This is a genomic window from Alteromonas sp. 009811495 (genome assembly GCF_028865455.1).
Taxonomy (GTDB): Bacteria; Pseudomonadota; Gammaproteobacteria; order Enterobacterales; family Alteromonadaceae; genus Alteromonas.
In genome coordinates this window covers 48,567-73,167 of record NZ_CP113972.1, presented here as the reverse complement: position 1 = coordinate 73,167, position 24,601 = coordinate 48,567, and the positions used below count along the sequence as shown (strand labels likewise).

The following is a 24,601-nucleotide window of genomic DNA, read 5'->3' as shown; positions in this document are numbered from 1 at the left end:
ACGGTCGTTGATTGAAATGAATATACCTTAAGGATTGTGTTCAAAACAAAAAAATAAAGGTGCGTAATGCACCTTTATTTACTTTTTATTCCGTCACTACCGGGTTGGCTAAGCGCCACGCTTCAAAGCCACCATCCATGCTGTACACGGTTTCAAAGCCTTGCTGTGCGATAACCTGTGCAGCCTGCTGACTGCTCACTCCGTGATAGCACACCACAACCACAGGCGTATCTTTCGGGGTTTGATCGATAAACGCTGCGAAATTGTCATTGTTTAACGGTGCTGCATTTGGCATGTGCCCATTAGCAAATGATTGGGGATCGCGGATATCAACAATGGCTACATCGCCTTGGAAATTCGCCACGTCTTGTACGCTAATGTGTGAAAATGCTGTCATTATTGCCAGTCCAAAATAACTTTGCCTGATTGTCCTGAGCCCATGGTATCAAACCCTTTCTGAAAGTCATCAATAGAAAAGGTGTGAGTGATAATAGGCGACAAATCAAGACCACTTTGTAGCAAACTTGCCATTTTGTACCAGGTTTCAAACATTTCGCGACCGTAGATACCTTTAATTACCAGCCCTTTAAAAATAACCTGATTCCAATCTACCGCTACGTCCTGCGGGGGAATACCCAACATAGCAATCTTACCGCCGTGATTCATCTTGTTTAGCATGTCACGGAATGCCACTGGCACACCTGACATTTCTAAGCCGACATCGAAGCCTTCCGTCATGCCTAATTCGTTCATCACGTCTTTTAAGTCTTCTTTGCTAACATCTACGGCGCGAGTTGCCCCCATTTTCTTCGCCAATTCTAGACGATAGGGGTTAATATCGGTCACGACAACATGGCGAGCACCTACGTGTTTTGCTACCGCCGCAGCCATTATACCGATAGGGCCTGCACCAGTAATAAGAACGTCCTCGCCGACTAAGTCGAAGCTCAGCGCAGTATGAACAGCGTTGCCAAACGGGTCGAAGATAGAAGCAAGGTCGTCGCTAATATTGTCTGGAATTTTAAACGCGTTAAACGCGGGTATAACCAGGTATTCAGCAAAGGCGCCCGGACGGTTTACCCCGACGCCTTCAGTATTACGGCACAAATGACGGCGCCCAGCGCGACAGTTTCGGCAATGGCCACACGTAATGTGTCCTTCGCCCGACACACGGTCACCCACGTTGAAGCCTTTTACTTCTTCACCCATGCCAACCACTTCACCTACGTACTCATGCCCTACCACCATAGGCACTGGGATTGTGTTTTGTGACCACTCATCCCAGTTATAAATGTGCATGTCAGTACCGCAAATTGCCGTTTTGCGAATTTTAATGAGTAGGTCGTTGTGGCCCACTTCAGGCTTTGGCGTGTCTTGAAGCCAAATGCCTTTCTCTGCTTTCGCTTTAACTAACGACTTCATGAAATTACTCCCATTTCACGACCTACTTCAATAAACGCGTCGACTGCTTTATCAACGTGTTCTAGGCTGTGACCTGCTGACATTTGAGTACGAATACGCGCCTGACCTTTCGGTACAACTGGGTACGAGAAGCCAATAACGTAAATACCTTTCTCAAGCAGTTTGTCAGCCATGTCACTGGCTAAGCGAGCGTCACCTAACATAACAGGAATAATAGCGTGATCTTTACCTGCAAGTGTAAAGCCGGCTTCTTCCATACGCGTGCGGAAATGGTTTGCATTACGCCATAGTTGAGCACGAAGCGCGTCGCCCTCTTTCATCATTTCGAACACTTTAATTGATGCAGATACAATGGGTGGCGCAACAGAGTTTGAGAACAAGTAAGGGCGCGAACGCTGACGTAGCCATTCAACGACTTCTTTTTTGCCCGAAGTATAACCACCAGACGCACCGCCTAGGGCTTTACCTAATGTACCTGTAATGATGTCAACACGGCCCATTACACCGCAGTACTCATGGCTACCACGACCATTTTCACCCAAGAAACCCGTAGCGTGACAATCGTCTACCATTACCATGGCATCGTATTTGTCCGCTAAATCACAAATTGACGCTAGGTCGGCAATAACGCCGTCCATTGAGAAAACACCGTCTGTTGCGATAAGTTTAAAGCGAGCGCCATCGGCATCAGCTTGTTTAAGCTGCTCTTCTAATGCGGCCATGTCGTTATTGGCATAGCGATAACGTTTTGCTTTACACAAACGCACGCCATCGATAATGCTGGCGTGATTTAGCGCGTCAGAAATAATGGCATCTTCTGGGCCAAGTAACGTTTCAAACAAACCGCCGTTTGCGTCGAAGCACGATGGGTAAAGAATGGTATCTTCTGTGCCTAGAAAGTCACTAATAGCACTTTCTAGTTGCTTGTGAATGTCTTGAGTGCCGCAGATAAAGCGTACCGATGCTACACCAAAGCCATGGCTATCTAAGCCTTGTTTTGCGGCGTCGATTAAGCTGTCGTTGTTTGCTAATCCAAGGTAGTTGTTGGCACAAAAGTTAATTACGTGTTCGCCATTAGCTACGCCGATGTCAGCTTGTTGCTGAGACGTAATTACACGTTCTTTTTTGTACAAACCATCTTGTTTGGTGGCTTCAATTTGCGATTGCAAATGAGAAATAAATGCCGCAGACATGCCATTCTCCGAGTGTAGGTATATATAAAACCGCTAGTTTAATGAAAGCAGCCTTATGGGTACACACTCTTGCGCTGTATTTAACGCCTTAAACGACAAACTTTGTAAATTATTTAGCACACCATCACCTCTTTTAAGGCAATGGTGTGCTTTTTATTGAGTACCTAGGCTGACTCTTTCCAAAAACCCAGTGACACTTTGTCGTGAAGTACGTCCCAAATAGCAGATTCAGGAATAGGTTTACTGATTAAGTAGCCTTGCCCAATATGGCAATCGAAATGACACAAGAGCTCGTATTGCTCACCAGACTCGATCCCTTCAGCAACGACTTCCATCCCCATGTTACTCACCATCGCGATAGTGGAATGCACAATATTTCTGTCGTCGGCACTGTTGGCAATATTGGCAACAAAAGAGCGGTCAATTTTAATGAAATCCGCTGGTAGCGCTTTTAAGTAGCTCAGCGAAGAATAGCCCGTTCCGAAGTCATCAATAGCAATCATACAACCCATGTCGCGAATAGTGCGCATAATGCCTGTTGCTCTGTCTATGTCAGACACCAGTACGGTTTCTGTGAGCTCTAGGCACACTTGCTCTGGTGCAATTTCGTTCTGAATAATTTGCTGTTGTAGAAACTCAGGCAAACTAGGGTCAAGAAATTGCCCAGCCGACAAGTTAATGGCTAACTTAAGATCGCGGTATCCGTTGTTTTTAAGCTCTCGAATGATGTTGGTTGACCGTGTAACAACCCAATAATCGAGCTCTAACATAAAAGAAGTGTTTTCAAGCAGCGGAATGAAATCAGCAGGTGATATATCACCCTTGGTAGGATGAGCCCAGCGCAGCAATGCTTCAAAACCCACTAACTTACCGGTATGCATTTCGACTTGAGGCTGTAGCGCCAAAGAGAACTGATTGTCGCGTAAGGCTTCGCGCGCCTCCGATTCTAGTTCTACCTTTTGCATTACCTTTAAGTTCATGGTGGCATCGTACACCCGATACCCTGCACCTTTTTTCGCTTTTGCTTCATACATAGCAATGTCAGCGTGACGCAAAAGCTCTACTGGCGTAGCGCGAGCATGACTGGTGATTGCAATACCTATGCTAATAGAGACGTAAAAAGAGGTGCCGTCTACCTCGATGGGCTTATTGAACTCATCTATAAGTTTTTGCGCAACAATATCCACCTGCTTTTTGGTTTCAATGTTAGACAGCAATACCACAAATTCGTCACCACCAAAGCGCGACGCAATGTCTGTTTCGCGTATGGGTTTGGAAATACGCATAGCCGCGGCTTTTAGCAATTTATCTCCAACGTCGTGGCCGTGACTGTCGTTTACCTTCTTAAAGTCGTCCAAATCCATAAACATAAGTGCCACTATGCGGTCATCGCGCAGAGAACCAGCCAGTTGTTTCTCAATTTGAAACGTAAGCATATTGCGATTAGGCAACCCAGTGAGCACATCAAACATTGCCATTTTTTCTAATTTAGCAGTGTTAACCGCCATTTGGCCGTCGAAGCTTTCTAGTTGTCTAGCTAAGTTATTGGCGGCGTCTTCAACCACATCCAGTTCGTCAGTTAAGTTAAAAAACGGCTTTTTCCTGCGTTTTGCAGCAGAGGTGTAGAACTCGTTAAATTTGTGATCAGCCAGCATAGGCAAACGCTCACTTACGCCCAGAAGACGCGTGCGATACTGATTTAGAAATATATACAGCAATAATGAGAACACACAAAACAGCGCTATAGCACTTGAGATAACAATTACCTGATATTGCTTATTTTGCTGCACCATTGCTGTTATATCTTGCACAATGAGCAAGTAAGGATCATCGCCACTAGCATGGCTAAAGGGCAATAGGCTGACCAGCAATTGCTGACTACCCAATGGTACGTTCATACCTCGAATGATTAAATCATCCAATGACCAACCGGCGGGAAAAGCTAAGAGAAGATTGTTCAAATACTGCCTGTTTGCCGCAGACAATTGACTAGCAACCACTAATTGAGGATTGCCTAGAGGTGTATTTTTTTGTTGCACTATGGCCACTTTGTGTACATCTGTAGCGCGACTGAAAAGATACAGTAGCTCTCGCATAGAAGTAGACACCACAATAACAGGAATATTATCTGTACTGGCCATAACGGGAATAGAGATGTAGTGCGTGCACACTCTGGTACAAGAGAGTATTGAGCGGCTTTCGAATGACGCGCGAGTAGTACTCACAAGTTGAGACACTGCATCGCTAACCTTAATATTGTCTTTGTTAATTGCACCAGCTTGGTCAAACAGAAGCAGCTGCTCTACTTGAAAGTTAAGAATGAGATATTCACTTAAGCTGTTAAGCGTTGTGTGCAGTTCATCTAAATTGACATTGGTTGGATCGCTACGGTGGCTAATGATGTCAATCAGCGTAATCATACGGTTGTGTAGAATTTCCTCGAACAATTGCACCCGTCGTTGATGGCTAATTTGATTTTCACGTTGCTCCCGTAATACACGCGCATCTGACTCTTTGATAAGCACAGTAGAAATAACCACAGTAACGGTAAGTACCATGGCTAAAAGGATGACAATGGTCTTGGTGGTAAAAGAGACGCGAACGGTCATAGTCCTACCTTAGAACCAATACATCAATTGCACAGACCACATTTCCCACTCTTTTTGCGCATGAGATGCAACGTCTCGATTGAGTAAACTGACCACGCGCGTGGCGCCATCTACCCAGTGGTATTCTCCTTGAAGACGCCATTTAGGTGCGATGTCATAACGAAAACCCAATGTAATGGTATCTTGATAGCCAAAATAGGCGGGAATTGTGCCGCCAGACAGTGCCTCTAGTCTTTCGCCGTTCGGGTCTGATTCATCATTCACATAAGTGTCGTAACCCAAAAGACCGCTGAACTGACTGTTGAATAAGTAGCGAACCTGTATAAAGCCACCTTCTCCACGTCTTCTGTCAACAAAGTCAGGTGCAAATAAGCCTTCGCTATCTTGTATTTCTCTTACAAGTTCAGACGACACCTCCCAGTTTTCCGCAAAATATTGGGCCGATATCATCATTCTACGAATATTTGCGCTACCCGCTAAACGATTGTCCATATCTGCTGGAGAATAGGTGAAGTCAGAGTCTAATAAACTCGCGCCCACTTTCCACGCCATGGTTGCAGGCTGCCAGAACACACTTGCTTGGTGCACAAAATCTTGCTTGATAGTGCCTTTTGCTTCATCACCTAATAAAAAGTCACGCTGAGAGTCATTGATAGAAGAGCGGCCGTAACTCCAGTTAATTTCCCAAATATTATGCTTACCATAATGGGCAAAGCTAGCAAGCAGCCCATTGCTGCCAAGTGCAACATCGCGAAAACCATCGAAATAGACTGACTGCGGCAATACAGATGTATACCGGGTCTGCGGTACATCGCGCGTTACTGAGTAAAGCCAGTGGCGATTTTTAAAGCGACCCGCATGAATATTTGCTTGCCACCCGCCAATGAGGTTGGGCAACTTCCAGTCCACAAATAAGTAATCTAAACGCGTGCCCTGCTCGAAACGATTGCCACCATCGAGGTAATTTACTTGGCCAGCTATGGAAATGTTCTCTGCCAGTTGATAATAACCATTAAAACCTATTTCGGTGAGCTCACTGGTAATATCATTATCATCAGTAATGAAAGTACTGTCTTTCGACTGAGTAATACCTTGTGACAAGTAACCATGCCAAGAAAAGTTTGTATGATTTGCTTTTGCTGTCGCACTGACAAAACACAACGCGAATAACCATTTTAGTTTCATGATTCTTCCACCTCAACGCGTCGTAGATTGACTACCTCAGAAGTCTCTAAGTAGCCTATTGCGCCTTTTGTACTCTCAAGCGCTTCAATGAGTGCTTGATAAGAAGATACACGTACAGGGGTCACGCCTTGGCCTGAGTACGTAATTTGGTCCCAAAGGCGGGACAACTGATAAGGGAACATTTGTAGAACGTCTCGACAGAATTGTTTATGTAGTTCGTTATTGTCGTGCAGTACGAATACTGTGATTTTAGTGCCGTCGCTCCAGTATTGTCGATGGCCGGTGAATATCTGACGAAGATCAGTGCGATTTAGCTCAGTCACCGAAACACTCTCATTCACCATGACATAAAGCTCTGCGGCATCAGCCCGTGACACGCATGCAAAAAAGACAATACTGACAAGTATTGCTTTTGGTATGCGTTTATAGTCAAAAACCACAGACAGCCATCGCAAAGCGGGCTTTTTCATTTGGTAACGACTCCCTGTTATTTCAAAGGAACACTTCGCAATGCTAAGTGTAGATAGTAGTTGATACTTTTACCTTACAATTAAGTAAATTAACCTACAAATGGCACGATTTTTTGTTTCACCATCTCAACGGAAATTTTTTCCATTAAATCACTACCCTTGGCTCGGGTTCCCCACGCTAACTCTGTCCAAGGTTTACCCTTTTGATTTTCTACACACTCGTCATACACCGATACCACATTGTCTAAATTGTTGTATGGTCCAGTTCGACGGGGATTCGAATGTGCGTATAGCCCAATTACCGGTGTACCCACTGTAGTTGCCATATGTGCTGGGCCAGTGTCAGGCGCAATTACTAGCATAGCGTGCTGTAATAACATGAGTAATTGGTGCAAAGAGGTTTGCCCAGTGTAATCGAGAAGCTCGGTGCTAGCATGCGCTTTTATGGCATCTGCTGTTTCTCTATCTAGCTTTCCGGGGCCGCCGCACAGTATCACAGTCACGTCTTTTGATTGGATATAATCGGCTATACTTGCGTATCGTTCTGGTAACCAATTTCTTTCTGCTTTACTGGCCGCTGGTGAAATAACGACATATTTTCCTAGTGAGTTCGCTTGTTTTTCTCCCCATAGGTGATCGTCTTCAGATACAGGAATGGCCCAAGATGGCGTTAAAACTTTAGGTACACCCAAGGCATCAGCAAAGTCCATAAAGCCATCAAGCACATGGGCATGACGATTAGCTGCTATACGTTTGTTAGCGAATAACCAATGCAGCTCTTTACTGCGCGCCCAATCAAAGCCAATTCGTTGTTTCGCTTTTATTACCCGCGACGCCAAATTGGCGCGCAGTGCAACTTGCATCATGAGTAGCGCATCAAATGTTTCGCCCGCCACGGCCTGTTTTAGTGCTTCAACAGCGACTTTGCCCTGTGACTTATCAAACACAATAAAGCGGATATTTGGCATGAGCTTAAGCAGTTGATACTCAATCTTGCCAATAACCCACGTAATTTCAGCATCGGGCCACTGAGTTTGAATTCGAGTTACCATGGCAGCTGCGTGACAAACATCACCTATTGCCGATAAACGCATTAAACAAATCTTTTTTCCCACAGAAGCTCTCTCGTTGCTGAAAAACCAAAATAAATCATTAGAATGTGAAATTTACCATAAGTTGTGGGCAACATGGCGACAATACGACGAGACATAGGTGCAGGACACCACTTTATTTTCGACGATAGCTTGGTCAGTCAACCAAACGAAGATATGTTCACGCCACACTTTTGGCACCTAGAAAACAAAGTAACAGGGCAAGCAAAGGGCCGTGGTACGACCATTTTTATTGAACACGAGCACCAGCATTGGGTGCTGCGTCACTACATACGCGGCGGCCTTGTAGGTAAGTTGCTCAGTGACCAATATGTCTTTTTGGGTGTTGAACGTTCTCGTCCGTTTGAAGAGTTCAGGCTACTTGCGCATATGCGCGACAAAGGGCTTCGCGTACCAGCACCTGTTGCCGCCCGTATTCATCGTCGAGGGGTTATTTACCGCGGCGACTTGATTACGCAAACCATTCCAAACAGTCACGATTTGCATAGAATGCTATGTGAAAAGCCGCTTAACGAAAGTGACTGGCAAAATGTTGGAAAAGCCTTAGCTGAAATGCATAACTGTCAGGTTTATCATCACGACGCTAATATTCGCAATATTATGATGGATGATAAGCGTGATATTTGGCTTATCGACTTTGATCGCTGCCATTTTCGGTCCGGTGACAAGTGGAAGAAAGAAAACTTGGCTCGCCTACTTCGCTCATTGCATAAAGAGAAAGCCAAAAACCCTGTGTTTCACTGGCAAATTGAGCAATGGCAAAGCTGTATTGATGGTTACAACGCGGTAAGCAACACCGCAGTGTAATTGGTATATTCTGTCAATGTGTTACAGTAAAAACTCGTTGGCCTTCACTGTATTGTACTAACAAAAAGACTCAACCCTATGCATACCAGAGCACTTTATCCCGGCACTTTTGACCCTATTACTAACGGTCATGCAGATTTAATTGAACGTGCGTCTCAGCTATTTTCACATGTTATCGTGGCAATCGCCTCTAACCCCAGTAAAAAACCACTGTTCACGCTAGAAGAGCGTGTCGAGATGATAAAAAAGGTTACCGCTGACCTACCGAATGTTGAAGTCGTTGGCTTCACGGGCTTATTAGCGGATTTTGCTGATCAGCAAAATGCGACCATTCTTATTCGCGGGTTACGCGCGGTCTCAGACTTTGAATACGAGTTTCAACTTGCCAATATGAACCGTAGGCTAAACCCCAAACTCGAAAGCGTATTTCTTACTCCGGCTGAAGAAAATTCCTTTATCTCGTCGACATTAGTAAAAGAAGTCGCCCTTCACCGCGGTGCAGTTGACGGTTTTTGCCACCCAGTAGTAGAGCAAGCCCTTAAAGATAGATTGCACAAAAAAACGTAGATATGTGATTGGAAAGTAGCATCTTAAGCAATAACGACTTGCCAGATGCTACTTATCAGCGCTGGCACTGGGTGCAGAAAAAGGTATTACGCTGTCCAATTACCTTACTCTCTATGGCTTTTCCGCACACTTCACACGCTTCACCTTTGCGGCCATAAACATTTAAGTGCTGTGCAAAATAGCCAGGTTTACCATCGGTTTGGGCAAAATCTTTTAGCGTAGTACCACCTTGCTCAATAGCTTTTGCCAATACTTGCTTAATAGTTTGCGTAAGGCGCTTATAACGCTCTGCACTGATTTTGCCTGCAGGACGCCTAGGGTCGATACCTGCCAAAAATAAGGCTTCATTTGCGTAGATGTTGCCAACTCCAACCACAATAGCGTTGTCCATAATGAAGTTTTTCACTGGTCCCTTTCGATTTCTAGAAAGGGTAAATAAGCGTTTATCATCAAACTCATCAGTAAGAGGCTCTGGACCCAGATTTTCAAGCATACTGAGCGATGTATTGGGCGCTTGCCAAAGTAGTGCGCCGAAGCGCCTTGGATCGTTAAAACGCAAGCACTTGCCAGTCTCAAGTACAATATCTACATGGTCGTGTTTAATTACGGGAGTTTGCGCATCAATAACACGTAATTTTCCTGACATGCCCAGATGAAGGATCAAGGTGCCGACATCGGTTTCAATAAGCAGGTACTTCGCTCTACGTTTAACGGCATTGACAATATGGCCTTCAACACATGAAACTTCTTCTGGAATTGGCCAGCGCATCCTGCGCTCTCGCACAATAACGCGGCTAATTTTATTGCCAAGCAAATGAGGAGAAACGCCTAATCGGCTTACTTCGACTTCTGGTAATTCAGGCATTTATTGTATCCATGGAAGAAGTGTATTTAATTGCGCATTGGTAAGGGTGTACCAATTGTTATCAAATTTGACAACAGTGGGGCTTGTTTGAGGATAAAAGCCGTACACAAGCCCGTTAGTTTGGCCTGCAACCCAAACCACCACAACCAATGGCTGTGACGAAGATATTTGAGTAGGTACGCCCGAAATAGGCTCTAAGGCCGCTTGCTGCCACGCAGAGAATTGTTTATCTGGCGCGATGACTACGGTTTCAGCTCGTGTTCGCTGGCGCCACAGTTGCCCGCTGCGCTCAAGCGTATTTTCATCGTGCTCTATTTTTAACACGTAAGCGTCTTGGGGCAGCAAGCTTTGATATTGCGGTACATCTTGCTTTGGTAAAAAGCTATCTATATTGAACAACGCGATCATTAAAAGCATAGCTATGATCACAACATTGTTCATTGCGCGTTGAGATATTCTTGCCACCGATGCTCCTTAAGCAATTGTCATATCACGCTATAGTAAAGCCATAGTCGCACAGATGCCATGATGAGTTGATTACCTTTTTAGCGCCACCAAACGCTAAGATCGGATCAACAGGATCTTGGCGTAGGTAGTGCGATCCCATAACGCAAAAAACCCGGCAAAGGCCGGGTTTTCGTGGAGACAAAAGCAAGTGCTCTTTCTAAAAGGGCTTTACTTGATTTTTGCCTCTTTGAACATAACGTGCTTACGCACAACAGGATCAAACTTTTTGATCTCCATTTTGCCAGGCATGTTACGCTTGTTCTTATCAGTAGTGTAGAAGAAACCTGTACCTGCTGAAGAAACTAGTTTAATTTTATCACGCATTGTCGGCTTCCTTAGATTTTCTCACCACGGGCACGGATGTCAGTTAGTACTGAATCAATACCTTTCTTATCGATGATACGCATGCCTTTCGCAGACAAACGTAGTTTAACAAAACGGCTTTCGCTCTCAACCCAAAAACGGTGTGTTTGAAGGTTTGGTAAAAAGCGACGACGAGTCGCATTTCGTGCGTGTGAACGGTTATTACCAACCGTTGGACGCTTACCTGTTACTTGACATACTCTTGACATTGTATTTGTCTCCAGAACAACGATAACTGTCGCGTCAGTCAATCCCACCACTCAAACAGTCGTTGGGTCAAATGACGTATTACTATAAATTAGAGGGCGCATTTTATACAGCAAAGGCAGGATCATTTCAATAAGAAACTACAAAAAGGTTACTTTTTAGCTGTTTTATGCTTAAAAAACTGCCACCCTCGTCGCGATGGCGACATTATATACGTAACTGCGTTTTTATTTTAGCGACATTTTAAAAAATATTAGGTGCCGCTACACAAGGTCAGTACATGCGCAAAAAAAGGCTATACGTTTTAGCATAGCCTTTTTGCATAGTGCTTGTTAATCGAAGAACGGCGACCTAACTTCCGTTGCATCTATAAGTCGAATTGGTCGACGTAACATCTGACCACCGTCACGTGAAATCGGTACCCAAGGGAACAGTCCACGCCCTTTGGTAGGCTTTAGCAAGAACAGGTCTGTGGGTATCGAAATATAGAAACCTTTGGTAAAGCTTCCTTCACCATACTCTTCTGACGAGACATCGGTAAACGCGGCAAATGCCCCTACAATGATCCCGCTGTCGAAGCGTTTGGCGAAATCAATATTTACGCCCTTGTCTTTAGCAAGAAATTGCCCTGCACTCACACTAATTTGCGTATCGTGCAGGAATTCGGGCTTCCAGTATACGCTTGCATGCCCTGTAAAGGCTTCGTACTCTTCAGTACCAAGTTGGCTGTAAGGATCGCGCTGTTTTACATAGTTAAGATCTAAACCGTAAGCTACGCGACTGTCTACTGGGCGATACAGTATTTCACCACCAGCACCCGCAAACATAGTTTCTAAATAACCAGCGTATACTTGTCCAAAAACGTTCTCGCTTATATTGTCTTTGTACTGTAAAAATGCAGTGTCTAACCACACGTCGTTTTCAGATACATATTCACGAACACGTGTTCTTACACGGGGCAACGCGACCTCTTCGTTGTCTACCAGATAATTGAATTTATCGAAGTTATCAAGCAACGTAACACGCGCACTGCTTATAAATGCTAAGTTTTCATCAACTGCATATCCACCTGTTAGCAACAAACCCGTTTGATACAGGTAAAAATCTTCCGGATTACCGAAAGATTGCGTAAAGAAAAAGTCCGCACTATAAAACGCGCCTGTCGTATTCCTCGGATTGTACTCTTCAAGTTGCTCTTTATTAGGTGCTACGCGAAAGTAGGTGTCAGTAATATCTGCATCAACAGATTCATAGCGCGCAGCCGCAATAAAAGCCTCGGCATCAACCTGCGTATCCACCATTGGTATGCCGCCACTGTTATCAACAATATGGTATGTCTCAACGCTGTCTGGCAGTTCTGACGCAATTATACGACCAGTTCGTTCGATAGCCTCGTCCTGATCGCGATAAGAAAGCTGCGTACCGTAAAATGTTGCGCTGTCTTCTTCTATTTTGGCGTCAGATAATACAAAGCCACTTTCTCTAAGTAAGTCGCTGTAGAGGCGCGCTTTGTTAACATCATCAATACTTTTTGGCGTGTTACGCACGCGCAAGTTTCTAGGCTTCTCATCAAACTTAATTTGCGACGCCGTATTCATATTGAAACGATATGTAACACCAAATCCAACTGTATTACCACGCTGATAATTCAGGCTGAAATCAAGATCTTTATAGCGATATACCGCACCAATATTCCAACGCGAATCTTGCTCCAGACGCCCCGCTCTGTCGCGCGAATAGTCATTACCTTCAAGCTCGAGTTTAAGCGTAAGTGGCTCCCAAGGGGTTTGATACTCAATACCCCCAAAAAACGCCATCGTGCCCTTAAAAAACTGATCGTAGTCGACTTTTCCACCGCGACCAGAAAAACCTTCTGGGCGCTCACAGAAGCTATCTTTTAGCTTACAAAATGGGTTAGTAATGTCATCTGCAGTACCCATATAACCCCAACCTACACCAAGGTGGAAATCAAATGGACCTACTGATTTACTGGCATTCACATACTCGCTTTCAAAAAAGCCCGTTCCGCCAAAGTCACGAAAGCCCACGCTGATGTCAGGCAAGTAATAACTTTCTTTCCACAGTCTGAACTTAACGTCTAAACCTTTGTCCTTAAGAGTTTGATCACCACTGAATGAATCAACTTGACTGTATAACTGCGTACGCACGTCAGTATAGCGGGCAGTGGCTTCCATCCAGTCGTAAAGCTGAATATTTACGGACCAAAAGCGATATTCACCATTGTCAGTATAGTTAATAGCCATACCGCCTTCGTCACGCATTCGTGCCGTTGGAGTTTGGATAAGCCCATTGCCGCCTTGTACCATTTGAGAAGGCTTAACGCGGATTTGCGTATCGGCATGAGCAGCAGAGGACAACACGCTGCCTACCACTATAGCCAGCGCTGTTTTCTTTGAAATTAATGACACATTCATTGAGGAAGAACCCTGTGTACGGCTAACGCGGCAACGCGTTTGTTCAGTACTTTAAGCTTATTACTGAAAAGTTCTGGAGAAATCGGCACGTAAACCTGACTGCCAGGCATAAGCTGAGAAAAATCGAGATTCCAGTAGGCGATACCTCGCTCTTCTACATCGCCTTGCGGCGTGATGATATAGACATAACTTCTATCAGCATCTACCGCTTTTTTAACTGTATCGACCGCGGTATACACTGACGTATCACTTTGATGCTGATAAGCACCCGGCTTAATAACAGCCCCTGAAAAATGCACTACATTGGGTCGGCCATTTAAACGAATCCAATATTTACCTGGTTGAAACATTGGATTTTCTTCGAAAAACAAACGAGCTCGATTGTACGAAACCGGCATGTCGATACGCGTTGACACTGTCCATGTCGCCACCTGCTCGTATAAATTTTCAAGCGCGATAAAGGTGTCTGAATCACTGTCAAAACGCGTCATTAAGTCGCGAATTTCAATCAAGATGGCCGCTTTTTCGTCTTCTGCATGCGTATCAGTTAAATTGAATACGGCCGCAGTTGGCCAATACCAGTCGCCATTTTCTGCAATCAATGACAACACACTCGATAATCTAAGTGGGCGCTCAAACTGATACGTTTGTTTATTTAACATTACGCTAAGTGTGCTTTCTTGAGCAAAACTGCTAGTGGATAGTAAGGTTGTTAATACAGTACATGCAAAAACAAGTCGTCTAATCACTTCACTGCTCCTTGCTCTGTCATTTCACGCACAATACGGCTCAGATACACCATGTCGTAAGTGTCTCCTTCAGGGCTAAATTGTTGCGTAGATGCCAACAACTGCTTGGTCGATTTATGAAGATAGTAGGTGTTTTCCCATTCAAGGCCAGTGTCGATAAAAGGCGTATATTCAGGAAAAGAGACAGTCTCTACAATTTTTAACAATGGAATAGAGAAACCTAAATATTCTCGGGTGACTTCACCTTCAATACGCCATGATGAATTCACAGGCAAGCCGTAACCTACACCAGAAACATCGACTTTGCGCTGCCAGCTATACGATAAAACATCACTGGTACCAAGCGGATTATGTTGAAGGTTTCCTGTATAAAAAAGGTCGCTATCAAGGCCTTCCGTTTTCACTATAATACCGTGGTGCATAGTGAAAATAACGTTATCTCCGGATACCCAGCGATATTTATCGCCATCAATGTACGCAAGTGCCAACGATGCAGTATCTCTCTCACCTGCTTTTATTTGCATAAGATCCGCTTTGCTCGCAGCGATCTCTTCTATGGTGTAGGTTACTGATCTGTCTTTAAGCGCTAATTTAAGAGTGTTGTAGTATGCAGATGTCGTCGTGGAACAGCCAGAAAGAAGAATCAAAACTGACCCAGCCATAGCCAGTAAAAAATGTGATTTCATTGAAATGTGCCGACTAAAAGATAAATTTTCTACGAAAATAAAAAAGCCGCTAATAAAAGCGGCTTTTTCGAATACGCTATTTTTTACTGTACGGTCGGAGCGTAAGTAAATGTAACAGGCACAGTGATTGTGCTTGTCATAGTACCAGTACCAGTAACCGTTACTGTGTTAGTTGTGCCAACACATACGTCACCAGCTAGTTGGTCATCACCTTCACACACTAGTGTGTCTTCATCATCAACAACACGTGCATTTGCAGAGTTGTTGTTAGCGATACCAGCAACGATACCCGCTGCCACTACTGCTGTAGCAATTGTGCCGCCAGATACTGCACCAACACCACCAGCACCAGAGCCGCCTTCGCCTTCTTGTGCGTTTACACCTGCCGCCATAGTTGCGGCTGCAAATAATGCAATAATTGACTTCTTCATAACAGTCCTTTAAAAAAAAATAACCCACTAATATCCTATGCTAAATCATTTTCACCTATTTGACTAGATTCTAAGCGAAAAATGATTCAAGTTTCTTATCTTAGCAAGCCTCGTTGTGCGAATGAAACAGTTTCTTTGTCTCCAACCACAAAATGATCGAGCACTGGCACATCGATCGCTTTCATTGCGTCTTTGATCTCACCCGTCAACCGAATATCTGCATGGCTAGGTTCTGCAATGCCTGAGGGGTGATTGTGCACTAGGATCACAGCGGCTGCATTGTCGATCATCACTTGTTTGATCAATTCTCTGGGGTAAACCGCAGCACTATTGATCGTGCCATTAAACATAGTGCGAAATGCGATAAGTTGATGCTGACTGTCTAACATCAGTAAAGCGAACTTCTCTTGTTCACAATCTCTTAATTTTGCTTGTAAATAACGCTTTGTATCATCCACATTATTAAAGACATCCTGCCGTTTTAATTGAATTTCTAGATTTCTTCTAAAAAGCTCAAAGCCCGCTTGAAACTGCGCATATTTGCATGGTCCTAACCCTGCTATATCTGAAAACTGTGTGAGTGACGCGGTAACCACACCGCGCAGATCGTTGAGTTTGTGCAACAAGTCATGTGCAACTGCCAACGCCGACTTACCTTTTATTCCTTTCCCTAAAAGAACAGCAATAAGCTCAGCATCGCTTAGGCTGTTTACGCCTTGTTCAAGTAGCTTTTCTCTGGGCCGCTCACTTTTGGGCCATACCTTTATTGACATTATGTGTAATACCACAGTATTTAACGTGATGAGTGTTATAAAAGAAATACGTAGCTGTAACGACTGTATTAAAGACGGGTTTCGCCACAAAATCGTCTTTGTAGCTTTGGTTCAGCTATCCGATTTTTATCGAGCATGGTAGGCTAAAGCTAATTTGTGAAATGACCATTTACTATGTCAATTGCCAATAAAAATATCCTACTTGGTGTTACAGGCGGTATTGCTGCCTACAAGGCACCTGATCTTGTGAGAAAATTAACAGCGCTTGGCGCTAATGTACGCGTTGTATTAACCGACTCAGCTGCAGAGTTTGTCAGTCCGTTGTCATTACAGGCTGTTTCGGGCAACCCTGTTCATCAACATTTATTAGACCCTGCAGCAGAAGCAGCGATGGGCCATATAGAATTGGCAAAATGGGCCGATATATTGGTTATTGCACCTGCCACTGCGAATACGTTAGCCAAACTGGCTCATGGTATGGCTGATGATTTACTGACCACACTGTATCTTGCAACGACTGCCCGCGTTTTCATTGCGCCAGCTATGAACCAACAAATGTGGAAAGCACCCGCAACGCAGTCAAATTTGAGTTTACTAGCAAGTCGGGATACCTATTTTATTGGTCCTGCCAGCGGTGAACAGGCATGTGGTGATATAGGTGCGGGTAGAATGGTTGAGCCTATTGATATTGCCAATGAAATAGCGCAGGCTTTTCAAGTGGCAAACGAACTCACTGTTTTGCTCGACACACTTAGCGATAAACGTATCACTATCACCGCAGGCCCTACACGTGAACCGCTTGACCCCGTTCGCTACATTTCTAACCACAGTTCTGGAAAAATGGGATTTGCTATTGCACAGGCTGCTGCACAAGCAGGTGCAAACGTTACTTTAGTCGCGGGGCCAGTGTCCCTGCCGACACCAAATGGGTGTGAACGTGTGGATGTTACAAGTGCACAAGAGATGTTAGATGCTTGTCTGTCACTTGTACCGACAACTGATATATTTATTAGCACTGCCGCAGTAGCGGATTACAGGGCAGCAAATGTAGCAGATAACAAAATTAAGAAAACAGGTGATGAGTTAACACTTACTTTTGTTAAAAACCCTGATATTCTAGCTACAGTTTCTGAGCGAAAAGATAGACCATTTTGTGTTGGCTTTGCCGCTGAAAGCCAAGATGTGGAAACCTATGCGCGTGCTAAGCTTGTTAAAAAGCAACTTAACATGATTGCGGCCAATGATATAACAGCAGAAGGTTTAGGGTTTAATAGCGATAAAAACGCATTACATGTTATTTGGCCTGAGGGTGACAAAAAGCTACCCGCCACCAGCAAGGACAACTTGGCTATGCAGTTATTGTCGCTAATTGCACAACAATATTCGGCCGTTCAGAAAAACTAACAGATACTTTCTAAGTGTCGATAATAACAATAATAAATACAACAAATTGGCATAAGCCAACTTAACATGGAGCCCGTGCGTATTACGTGCGGTTGCGGAGGAAATACAGTCGTCATGCCTGCTGTCAAAAAAACAAATCGCAGAGCGCAAATTCTGCAAGCACTTGCTGGAATGTTAGAAACCAGCCCAGGTCAACGAATAACTACTGCAAAACTAGCGGAAAAAGTTGGGGTTTCAGAGGCCGCACTATACCGTCACTTCCCTAGTAAGGCGAGAATGTTTGAAGGCCTTATTGAGTTTATTGAAGATACGTTGTTTACGCGAATCAATAAGATTGTAAACGAAGAAAAAGATTCACTAACACGCTGTCAGCTTATTTTGCATCTTATTTTAGGCTTTGCTGAAAAGAACCCTGGTATTACACGTATTTTGAACGGTGATGCATTAATGGGCGAGCAAGAGCGGTTACGTGCGCGTATTGCTAAACTTTTTGAGCGACTTGAGACTCAGTTAAAACAAGTATTGCGTGAACGAAAACTGCGTGAAGGTAAGACATTATCTGCCGATGAAGCGATTATAGCCAATATGCTTATTAGCTACACAGATGGACGCATTAATGCGTTTATTCGCAGTGGCTTTACTCGCAAACCCACTGAACAATTCAACGAGCAGTGGAATACATTTAAACAAATGTTTATTTAACACATTAGCATAGCCATTAAAGCCCGCTACAGGCGGTGCTTTAATGGTAGCTCATTATGCTTTTGGCAGCATCATCTTAAGCTTCAGTGTTGCTCTAAATAGTCCACTATACGCACCGAACTTTGCCCATCCGTTGGACCTACGTGATTTTCGGTATATTCCTTACGCTCTTTTTCAAACAGTGACTTATCGCGCATTTGTTTTGTCACGGCCTCTTTTAGTTCCGAAAAGTCGTTAATATGCATACCAATATTTTGGTAAATCACGTTGTCCTTGCCAAAGCGTTTCTCAAAGCGGTATTTAAAAATACCTCGGTATGACCATTTCAGTTTAAAGAAATTACATACGATTACAGGCTTAGCAAGTGCTACAAATTCAAATAGCGTGCTTGATGCTTCGCTGATGAGAATGTCCGCTTCCTTCATAAAAGGAAGCAATGAAATGTCTAATTCAGTTGCCACATAGGTATTGCTAAACTGCGACCACTTTTTCAGTTTTTTGCGCTGATTTTTGTAAGCTTCACGGGTATAAGTGAATGTGTGCGGTTTAATGAGTATGTTGAACTCGTTAAACTGACTAGGCCAATTATCGGGAAAACGCTCTAGTGAACTCGGATTGAACGTAGGCGCAAATAACAGCGTTGGTTTGTCTTTGTCGAGTCCAAGCTTGTTGTAATCTAACCCTGGTTCAGTCTGATTAAAAAGTGGGTCTAACTTAGAAAAGCCAACCTGCACAAATGTATCATTTGGGTACAGTTCTTTAATTTTAACAAGGCGCTCTTTTCCTTCAATAAACCTCACTGTCATAGGCGTACACGACTTGTGGTAGTAGCTAGGTTTAGGCCCAACGCCGTGGCCAAGTTGCGCCGTTTTACTAACGTTGTGAATTTCATCTAAGTACGAGAAAGAATTACCAAAGAATATCCAGTCTGGGGCGTCTTTTAAGTATAACTCTTTTGCCGCTTTTTCATCATCAACCCAGCAATATTCATAGGCAAGCGCAGACAATACCTGTTCAAATTTTTGCGCATCATTTTTGTTGCTATAACACACCAGTTTAATTTGGTGGCCCCGCTTGGCTAGTTCATCACAAATAGGAAGAAATTGGGGCAAGTAATAAACATTGACGGTATCAAACGCTATTTTCATAAAATTCTTTTTCTATCATTTCTATTAAGTAGTACCAAAAAACGTGTGTGACTGTGCGCAGCACATGGTTTGTATTACACTATGTCACCTGTCCATTAACGCAACGAGAGCTATGCTAAACGCCACCCTATCAAAATTCGGATATCCCGAGAGCCTTATTAAAACCTATGACTATTGGCACGTGCTATTAAGACCAGGTCAAGTAACGCTGGGGTCTTTGGTACTTGTTTGCAAAGAAGATGTCTTTCAATACTCAGATATTTCTGACGAAGCAGCGAAAGAACAAAAGCAAGTTGTTGCTGATATTGAAAGGGTACTTAAAAAGCGTTTCAACTTCAGCAAAATAAATTATTTAATGTTGATGATGGTCGATCCCATCGTTCATTTCCACGTTATTCCTCGATATGAGCATCCCGTCGGCTTCTGCGAGAAGCAGTTTGAAGACAAACACTGGCCAAAACCACCTGTTTTAAGTGATGTACTTGAGTTAGACGATGTCTATATCAATGAATTAAGGTCTACGCTGAAAGCAGATTTTGCTTTGATCAACGATGATGCCGTTGAAGTTGGCAAGAAATACCGAAGAATGTACACGTCAGGTTGCTTCGATATTTTCCATCAGGGTCACCTAAATATTCTTAAGAAAACCAAAGCGCTTTGTGACTACTTGATTGTGGGTGTCTCTACTGACGAGTTAATTGAAAAGTCTAAAGGCCGTCCCCCACTTATTCCATTTGAAGAGCGTATCTCTATTTTAGAGTCAAACCGATTTGTGGATGAGGTAATTCCGCAAATAGACAAAAACAAACAGAAAGTGGTTGATGAGTATAACATTGATGCTATTTCTGTCGGTTCAGATTGGAAAGGAAAATACCCAAGTGTGACATGCGATATGGTGTATTTCGACTATACGCCAAACGTAAGTTCAACTGTGTTAAAACGAAAACTCTAATCGAAAAATTGAGCTAGCAGTGCGCTGCTAGCTCATCATCACTTTACTTGCCGAATGTGTTTCCGAAGAAGTCGCCTTTATTCCACTGAGGCTTGTCTTCTTGGTTTGCCAATGTCCAACCAATTTGCGCATTTACCTTGGTAAAGGTCTCTGCAGCTTTCCAGTTAAACGGCTGGTGAATATCATCGCTAGGCTTGTGGTAATGTGTCGACAAGAACTGACCAAACACTTTGCTGCCATCTACGTTAGGATCTTTTGACTTTAGGCCCGGTACCATGAATACCGCAGGTACACCTTGTTTAACAAACGCGTAGTGATCTGAACGAGTAAACAACGCTTGTTCCGGCCATGGGTCTGGACTCAACTCAATATCTGCATTTGCTGCGGCTTTTTCTACTGACGCTTGAAGGTCGCTATGGTTAGCGCCAAAAGCAATTACGTCAGCAAATTCGTACGTCAAAATAGGCATATCCAAGTTTACGTTGGCCACCATTGACGTTACAGGTACTGTAGGGTTACGGGCGAAATAATCGGCTCCTAGTAAACCTTTTTCTTCACCAGTTACCGACACAAACAAGATTGAGCGCTTTGGCTTTTCTTTCATTTCACTGAACAAGCGTGCTGTTTCAAGCATAACTGACGTGCCTGACGCATTATCCATAGCACCGTTATTAATGTTGTCTTTCTTCACCGTTTTCGCAAAACCAATGTGGTCTGAGTGCGCAGAGAACACAACATATTCGTCTTTTAGTTTTGGATCAGAACCTTCTAAAATGCCCACAACGTTAGGGCTGGTGATCGTGTCGTGAGTGCTCTTTTTGCTGATATCTACAGAACCTTTAAGTGCAAAGCCTGTTGGTACTTTGTCTGCTTCAAGCAATGCATATACATCGTCTAGGCTTTTCTCAGCACCGTTAAATAGCTTACGTGCTGCGCCTTCACTCATGTAAGCACCGCCTTTTAGCTGCGCAAAACTATTAGCTGGATTACCGTCTTTGTCTAGCCATGCCATGCGCGGTGTATGAATGTAGTTCAGTCGACTCTGGTATGGACGTACTTTTTCGTTCTTAGGCGTAGTAATAGTGATCATACCGATAGCACCATTATCTACTGCATATTTTGACTTTTGGTAGCCAGATGCAAAGTGCGCGCCTTCCTCTGATGGGAAGCCACTTGGCTTACCTGCAAGCGCAACTACAATCTTACCTTCTACATCTAGGCCTTTGTAATCGTTATGTGATAATTCATCAGCAACGATACCGTAGCCAACGAATACCATCTCACCGTTAACGTGTGCATCAGTATTCAACAGGCTTGGGCCAGCCAAATATTCCTTGGGGTAGTCAAAGCTAATGGTTTCGCCATTTTGAGTCAGCGTAAACGACGGCGACTCTTGAATAAGATTTGCCTTTCTGAATGACACATTTTGAATATAGCCGTCAGTGCCCGCTGGCTTTAAGCCATATTTTGCAAACTCTGTGGCAATGTATAGCGCAGCAATTTCGTGGCCACGTGAACCTGTATCACGGCCTTCAAGTAAATCATCTGCTAAGAAGAACAAATGCGATTTGATGCGCTGCGTATCAGGGTTAAAGCTACTATCTGTCGATTCATGGTTGTGCGCTGTCGCGGCAAATGTCATTGCCGTCATTGCACCACCAATAAGGAGTTTTTTTATCATTTTAGTTTTACCAATTAATTATGTGATTATTTCACGTAAGTGGACTGCTCAACATGGTATCGCAGTTCATGACTGCAATGCTATTTTATGCCTGCGAGTATTGCATTTAACTTCACCATGCGTTTCCTACCGTTGCTCGTATTTTTGCCCCAGTGTAAAATTATGCTTTATACGTACGGCACTTTTTTTAGGATTTAAGAACAGCACATGTCTAAAGACGACACGCTATATCGCGTTCAATTTGTGAGTAATGGCGAGCGCTACGAATTGTATGTAAAAACCCTTATTCAAGGGGCACTGTTTGGTTTTATCGAAATTGGTGATTTTGTTTGGGATACCCATACCAGTGTTGTGGTAGATCCTAGCCACGAGCGCTTGAAATCAGAGTTTGCTGATGTCACCCAAACCTACGTACCAATGCATAATGTACTTCGCATTGACGCGGTGAAGAAAAAAGGTTCAGCCAAAATTACTAAATTAGAAAATAAATCTGATAAAGTAACCTCATTCCCTAGTCCAATTTATACACCAACGAAAGAGTAACCGCCGGGTCTAGCCGGTAAAGGTTACCGGAGACCCTTATGTATCGCTATGTGTTAGCAGCAATACTGTTAGTAAGCAGTATCAATCTGTCGGCTAAGCCTAACAATGATGAAAGCTTGTACCAACTATTAGATGAAATATGGCAATACGAGCTTTCTGTTTCTCCCTTACTAGCGTCGCGACAGGGTCATAGCGAACAAGCACATTTGCTGCCAGATATCTCGCCAAGCGCGTTAGCTACGCAGCATAAGCAGTGGCAAGCGTTTCAGAAGTCTTTAGCGCAATACAACCAAGATACCATTTCTAAAGACGCCTATATTGCACTTTTAATGCAGCAATATCGCCTTGCCAACTATGTAGATGAGTATACTTACCGTGCATATCTGGTTCCCATCAATTCAGAATATGGTTTTCATGGTGCAATGGCATCGCTACCTAACCTATCTACGTTTAAACGAGTAGAAGACTACAATGCGTATATTAGCCGCTTAAACGCCCTTCTCCCCTATTTTGAGCAACAAATGGCTTATATGAAGCAAGCACTTAAAGAGGGGTACACCCAACCTAAAGTGGTACTTGCTGGGTTTGAGGATTCCATCTCTTCTTATTTAGTGGACAAAGTAGAAGACAGTGGTTTTTACGCGCCTTTCACACGCTTTCCTGAGTACTTTTCAGAAGAAGAGAAAACAAACTTAACTAATCAAGGTCAACGCGCCATTAAAGAACGTGTTTTACCCGCCTACCAAGCCTTTTACGACTTTATGGTTGAGGACTATATTCCTAACGCAAGAGATGACATTGCTGCCAATACTTGGCCTGACGGTGTCGCGTATTACGCTAATAGAGCCAAACATTACACCACGACGGATATGAGCCCGCAGGACATTCACAACTTAGGCCTTGCTGAGGTGAAACGCATACGCAGCGAGATGCAGCAAATAGTGGACGAACTTGCTTTTGAGGGGGACATTAACGACTTTATCGCGTTTTTGCGTGAAGACCCTCAATTTTACGCCACCAGCGCAGAAGAATTATTAAAAGAAGCGTCGTTTATTGCTAAGAAGATGGACGCCAAGCTTCCTTCTCTTTTTGAATACTTACCTAGAACGCCATACGGCGTTGCACCTGTTCCAGATAGTATTGCACCTAAGTACACCACAGGTCGCTATATTCACCCTAGTCGCGATGATCAGCCAGGTTATTATTGGGTGAATACGTACGCGCTTGATAAACGTCCGCTTTACGCTTTACCTGCACTCACGTTGCACGAAGCCGTGCCGGGTCACCATTTGCAAATTTCACTTGCGGCAGAACTTGAAGATTTACCTATGGTGCGCCGCAATACGTATATTTCAGCGTTTGGTGAAGGCTGGGGACTGTATTCTGAGTTTTTGGGCATTGAAGCCGGCATTTATGAAGACCCTTATGATGACTTCGGCCGCTTAAGTTATGAGATGTGGCGAGCATGCCGTTTAGTTGTCGATACAGGTATGCACACGATGGGCTGGACGCGGCAACAAGCAGTTGATTACATGATGGAAAATACGGCATTATCAGAGCACAATGTGAATACGGAAATAGACCGCTATATCTCATGGCCTGCACAAGCGCTGTCATACAAGATTGGCGAAATTAAGATTAAAGCACTTCGCAAGAAAGCGGAAACGGCGCTTGGTGAGAATTTCGACGTACGTAAGTTTCACCGTGCAGTGCTAGAGAACGGTTCTGTTCCTTTGTTTATTTTAGAACAGCACATTAATACCTTTATAGAAGAACAAAAGGCTAATTAA

The 24,601-nt window shown here is 43.8% G+C and carries 25 protein-coding genes; 7 read left to right on the top strand and 18 right to left on the bottom strand.

Going from position 1 to position 24,601, the window contains the following annotated elements:
• Positions 1-85: 85 nt before the first annotated feature.
• The 7 genes from glpE to OZ660_RS00305 form a co-directional block, all read right to left on the bottom strand.
• A complete protein-coding gene (gene glpE / locus OZ660_RS00335; RefSeq protein WP_274742170.1) occupies positions 86-397 on the bottom strand; it encodes a thiosulfate sulfurtransferase GlpE in 312 nt (103 codons plus the stop codon).
• Entirely contained in the window at positions 397-1,422 is a 1,026-nt protein-coding gene (gene tdh, locus OZ660_RS00330; protein WP_202263077.1) for an L-threonine 3-dehydrogenase, read from the bottom strand. Before tdh ends, glpE begins: the two co-directional genes overlap by 1 nt.
• On the bottom strand, positions 1,419-2,615 hold the full coding sequence (gene kbl, locus OZ660_RS00325) for a glycine C-acetyltransferase (protein WP_202263076.1): 1,197 nt from the start codon (positions 2,613-2,615) through the stop codon (positions 1,419-1,421). Before kbl ends, tdh begins: the two co-directional genes overlap by 4 nt.
• A gap of 164 nt (positions 2,616-2,779) precedes the next feature.
• Positions 2,780-5,224: a putative bifunctional diguanylate cyclase/phosphodiesterase gene (locus tag OZ660_RS00320; protein WP_274742169.1), complete on the bottom strand. Its 2,445-nt coding sequence runs from the start codon at positions 5,222-5,224 to the stop codon at positions 2,780-2,782.
• 9 nt (positions 5,225-5,233) lie between these two features.
• A complete protein-coding gene (locus OZ660_RS00315; protein ID WP_202263074.1) occupies positions 5,234-6,409 on the bottom strand; it encodes a hypothetical protein in 1,176 nt (391 codons plus the stop codon).
• Entirely contained in the window at positions 6,406-6,879 is a 474-nt protein-coding gene (locus tag OZ660_RS00310; RefSeq protein WP_202263073.1) for a substrate-binding domain-containing protein, read from the bottom strand. The genes OZ660_RS00315 and OZ660_RS00310 overlap by 4 nt, the downstream gene beginning before the upstream one ends.
• A gap of 89 nt (positions 6,880-6,968) precedes the next feature.
• The gene (locus tag OZ660_RS00305; RefSeq protein WP_332460851.1) at positions 6,969-7,994 is read right to left on the bottom strand and encodes a glycosyltransferase family 9 protein; all 1,026 of its coding nucleotides are present in this window, start codon (positions 7,992-7,994) and stop codon (positions 6,969-6,971) included.
• 72 nt (positions 7,995-8,066) lie between these two features.
• Here OZ660_RS00305 and OZ660_RS00300 point away from each other — a divergent pair, with 72 nt between their 5' ends.
• Positions 8,067-8,798, top strand: a complete 732-nt coding sequence (locus OZ660_RS00300; protein WP_274742168.1) for a 3-deoxy-D-manno-octulosonic acid kinase — start codon at positions 8,067-8,069, stop codon at positions 8,796-8,798.
• A 78-nt stretch (positions 8,799-8,876) separates the two neighbouring features.
• A complete protein-coding gene (coaD, locus tag OZ660_RS00295) occupies positions 8,877-9,365 on the top strand; it encodes a pantetheine-phosphate adenylyltransferase (RefSeq protein WP_202263071.1) in 489 nt (162 codons plus the stop codon).
• Between the two features lie 55 nt (positions 9,366-9,420).
• Here coaD and mutM read toward each other — a convergent pair whose 3' ends face one another.
• From mutM to radC, 9 genes are all read right to left on the bottom strand, one after another.
• Positions 9,421-10,230 (bottom strand): bifunctional DNA-formamidopyrimidine glycosylase/DNA-(apurinic or apyrimidinic site) lyase, encoded by an 810-nt coding sequence (mutM, locus tag OZ660_RS00290; protein WP_202263070.1) that lies wholly within the window; start codon positions 10,228-10,230, stop codon positions 9,421-9,423.
• Entirely contained in the window at positions 10,231-10,695 is a 465-nt protein-coding gene (locus OZ660_RS00285) for a hypothetical protein (RefSeq protein ID WP_274742167.1), read from the bottom strand. It abuts the gene before it with no gap.
• A gap of 210 nt (positions 10,696-10,905) precedes the next feature.
• On the bottom strand, positions 10,906-11,061 hold the full coding sequence (rpmG, locus tag OZ660_RS00280) for a 50S ribosomal protein L33 (RefSeq protein ID WP_013786148.1): 156 nt from the start codon (positions 11,059-11,061) through the stop codon (positions 10,906-10,908).
• Positions 11,062-11,072: 11 nt separating this feature from the next.
• Complete coding sequence (gene rpmB / locus OZ660_RS00275) at positions 11,073-11,309, bottom strand: 50S ribosomal protein L28 (RefSeq protein WP_012516576.1); 237 nt, start codon at positions 11,307-11,309, stop codon at positions 11,073-11,075.
• A 330-nt stretch (positions 11,310-11,639) separates the two neighbouring features.
• Positions 11,640-13,742 (bottom strand): YjbH domain-containing protein, encoded by a 2,103-nt coding sequence (locus OZ660_RS00270; protein ID WP_274742166.1) that lies wholly within the window; start codon positions 13,740-13,742, stop codon positions 11,640-11,642.
• Positions 13,739-14,491 carry a capsule biosynthesis GfcC family protein gene (locus OZ660_RS00265; RefSeq protein ID WP_274742165.1) on the bottom strand — a complete coding sequence of 251 codons (753 nt, stop codon included), beginning with the start codon at positions 14,489-14,491 and terminating at the stop codon, positions 13,739-13,741. The genes OZ660_RS00270 and OZ660_RS00265 overlap by 4 nt, the downstream gene beginning before the upstream one ends.
• A complete protein-coding gene (locus tag OZ660_RS00260) occupies positions 14,488-15,177 on the bottom strand; it encodes a YjbF family lipoprotein (protein ID WP_274742164.1) in 690 nt (229 codons plus the stop codon). Before OZ660_RS00260 ends, OZ660_RS00265 begins: the two co-directional genes overlap by 4 nt.
• An 83-nt stretch (positions 15,178-15,260) precedes the next feature.
• Complete coding sequence (locus OZ660_RS00255) at positions 15,261-15,608, bottom strand: hypothetical protein (RefSeq protein ID WP_274742163.1); 348 nt, start codon at positions 15,606-15,608, stop codon at positions 15,261-15,263.
• Between the two features lie 95 nt (positions 15,609-15,703).
• On the bottom strand, positions 15,704-16,381 hold the full coding sequence (gene radC, locus OZ660_RS00250; protein ID WP_274742162.1) for a RadC family protein: 678 nt from the start codon (positions 16,379-16,381) through the stop codon (positions 15,704-15,706).
• A 174-nt stretch (positions 16,382-16,555) separates the two neighbouring features.
• On the opposite strand from radC, the gene coaBC reads away from it, so the two are divergent.
• Both coaBC and slmA read left to right on the top strand, forming a co-directional pair.
• On the top strand, positions 16,556-17,785 hold the full coding sequence (coaBC, locus tag OZ660_RS00245) for a bifunctional phosphopantothenoylcysteine decarboxylase/phosphopantothenate--cysteine ligase CoaBC (RefSeq protein ID WP_202265820.1): 1,230 nt from the start codon (positions 16,556-16,558) through the stop codon (positions 17,783-17,785).
• A gap of 114 nt (positions 17,786-17,899) precedes the next feature.
• Positions 17,900-18,487 carry a nucleoid occlusion factor SlmA gene (gene slmA, locus OZ660_RS00240; RefSeq protein WP_202263064.1) on the top strand — a complete coding sequence of 196 codons (588 nt, stop codon included), beginning with the start codon at positions 17,900-17,902 and terminating at the stop codon, positions 18,485-18,487.
• An 83-nt stretch (positions 18,488-18,570) separates the two neighbouring features.
• On the opposite strand, the gene OZ660_RS00235 is transcribed toward slmA, so the two are convergent.
• On the bottom strand, positions 18,571-19,635 hold the full coding sequence (locus OZ660_RS00235; protein ID WP_202263063.1) for a CDP-glycerol glycerophosphotransferase family protein: 1,065 nt from the start codon (positions 19,633-19,635) through the stop codon (positions 18,571-18,573).
• Between the two features lie 112 nt (positions 19,636-19,747).
• Between OZ660_RS00235 and OZ660_RS00230 the strand changes: the two genes are divergently transcribed.
• Positions 19,748-20,587 (top strand): adenylyltransferase/cytidyltransferase family protein, encoded by an 840-nt coding sequence (locus OZ660_RS00230; protein WP_274742161.1) that lies wholly within the window; start codon positions 19,748-19,750, stop codon positions 20,585-20,587.
• A gap of 43 nt (positions 20,588-20,630) precedes the next feature.
• On the opposite strand, the gene OZ660_RS00225 is transcribed toward OZ660_RS00230, so the two are convergent.
• Positions 20,631-22,268: a M28 family metallopeptidase gene (locus OZ660_RS00225; RefSeq protein WP_274742160.1), complete on the bottom strand. Its 1,638-nt coding sequence runs from the start codon at positions 22,266-22,268 to the stop codon at positions 20,631-20,633.
• 207 nt (positions 22,269-22,475) lie between these two features.
• Here OZ660_RS00225 and OZ660_RS00220 point away from each other — a divergent pair, with 207 nt between their 5' ends.
• Positions 22,476-22,811 carry a DUF1820 family protein gene (locus OZ660_RS00220; RefSeq protein WP_202263061.1) on the top strand — a complete coding sequence of 112 codons (336 nt, stop codon included), beginning with the start codon at positions 22,476-22,478 and terminating at the stop codon, positions 22,809-22,811.
• A gap of 38 nt (positions 22,812-22,849) precedes the next feature.
• Complete coding sequence (locus tag OZ660_RS00215) at positions 22,850-24,601, top strand: DUF885 domain-containing protein (RefSeq protein WP_274742159.1); 1,752 nt, start codon at positions 22,850-22,852, stop codon at positions 24,599-24,601.

What these genes read in the sequence shown, in the direction of transcription:
- OZ660_RS00225 (WP_274742160.1), bottom strand. Translation starts at nt 22,268, where the DNA reads ATGATAAAAAAACTCCTTATTGGTGGTGCAATGACGGCAATGACATTT.
- OZ660_RS00310 (WP_202263073.1), bottom strand. Translation starts at nt 6,879, where the DNA reads ATGAAAAAGCCCGCTTTGCGATGGCTGTCTGTGGTTTTTGACTATAAA.
- tdh (WP_202263077.1), bottom strand. Translation starts at nt 1,422, where the DNA reads ATGAAGTCGTTAGTTAAAGCGAAAGCAGAGAAAGGCATTTGGCTTCAA.
- slmA (WP_202263064.1), top strand. Translation starts at nt 17,900, where the DNA reads ATGCCTGCTGTCAAAAAAACAAATCGCAGAGCGCAAATTCTGCAAGCA.
- OZ660_RS00220 (WP_202263061.1), top strand. Translation starts at nt 22,476, where the DNA reads ATGTCTAAAGACGACACGCTATATCGCGTTCAATTTGTGAGTAATGGC.
- OZ660_RS00255 (WP_274742163.1), bottom strand. Translation starts at nt 15,608, where the DNA reads ATGAAGAAGTCAATTATTGCATTATTTGCAGCCGCAACTATGGCGGCA.
- OZ660_RS00215 (WP_274742159.1), top strand. Translation starts at nt 22,850, where the DNA reads ATGTATCGCTATGTGTTAGCAGCAATACTGTTAGTAAGCAGTATCAAT.
- OZ660_RS00230 (WP_274742161.1), top strand. Translation starts at nt 19,748, where the DNA reads ATGCTAAACGCCACCCTATCAAAATTCGGATATCCCGAGAGCCTTATT.
- kbl (WP_202263076.1), bottom strand. Translation starts at nt 2,615, where the DNA reads ATGTCTGCGGCATTTATTTCTCATTTGCAATCGCAAATTGAAGCCACC.
- OZ660_RS00300 (WP_274742168.1), top strand. Translation starts at nt 8,067, where the DNA reads ATGGCGACAATACGACGAGACATAGGTGCAGGACACCACTTTATTTTC.
- OZ660_RS00320 (WP_274742169.1), bottom strand. Translation starts at nt 5,224, where the DNA reads ATGACCGTTCGCGTCTCTTTTACCACCAAGACCATTGTCATCCTTTTA.
- glpE (WP_274742170.1), bottom strand. Translation starts at nt 397, where the DNA reads ATGACAGCATTTTCACACATTAGCGTACAAGACGTGGCGAATTTCCAA.
- coaBC (WP_202265820.1), top strand. Translation starts at nt 16,556, where the DNA reads ATGTCAATTGCCAATAAAAATATCCTACTTGGTGTTACAGGCGGTATT.
- coaD (WP_202263071.1), top strand. Translation starts at nt 8,877, where the DNA reads ATGCATACCAGAGCACTTTATCCCGGCACTTTTGACCCTATTACTAAC.
- rpmB (WP_012516576.1), bottom strand. Translation starts at nt 11,309, where the DNA reads ATGTCAAGAGTATGTCAAGTAACAGGTAAGCGTCCAACGGTTGGTAAT.
- OZ660_RS00270 (WP_274742166.1), bottom strand. Translation starts at nt 13,742, where the DNA reads ATGAATGTGTCATTAATTTCAAAGAAAACAGCGCTGGCTATAGTGGTA.
- radC (WP_274742162.1), bottom strand. Translation starts at nt 16,381, where the DNA reads ATGTCAATAAAGGTATGGCCCAAAAGTGAGCGGCCCAGAGAAAAGCTA.
- OZ660_RS00315 (WP_202263074.1), bottom strand. Translation starts at nt 6,409, where the DNA reads ATGAAACTAAAATGGTTATTCGCGTTGTGTTTTGTCAGTGCGACAGCA.
- rpmG (WP_013786148.1), bottom strand. Translation starts at nt 11,061, where the DNA reads ATGCGTGATAAAATTAAACTAGTTTCTTCAGCAGGTACAGGTTTCTTC.
- OZ660_RS00260 (WP_274742164.1), bottom strand. Translation starts at nt 15,177, where the DNA reads ATGAAATCACATTTTTTACTGGCTATGGCTGGGTCAGTTTTGATTCTT.
- mutM (WP_202263070.1), bottom strand. Translation starts at nt 10,230, where the DNA reads ATGCCTGAATTACCAGAAGTCGAAGTAAGCCGATTAGGCGTTTCTCCT.
- OZ660_RS00235 (WP_202263063.1), bottom strand. Translation starts at nt 19,635, where the DNA reads ATGAAAATAGCGTTTGATACCGTCAATGTTTATTACTTGCCCCAATTT.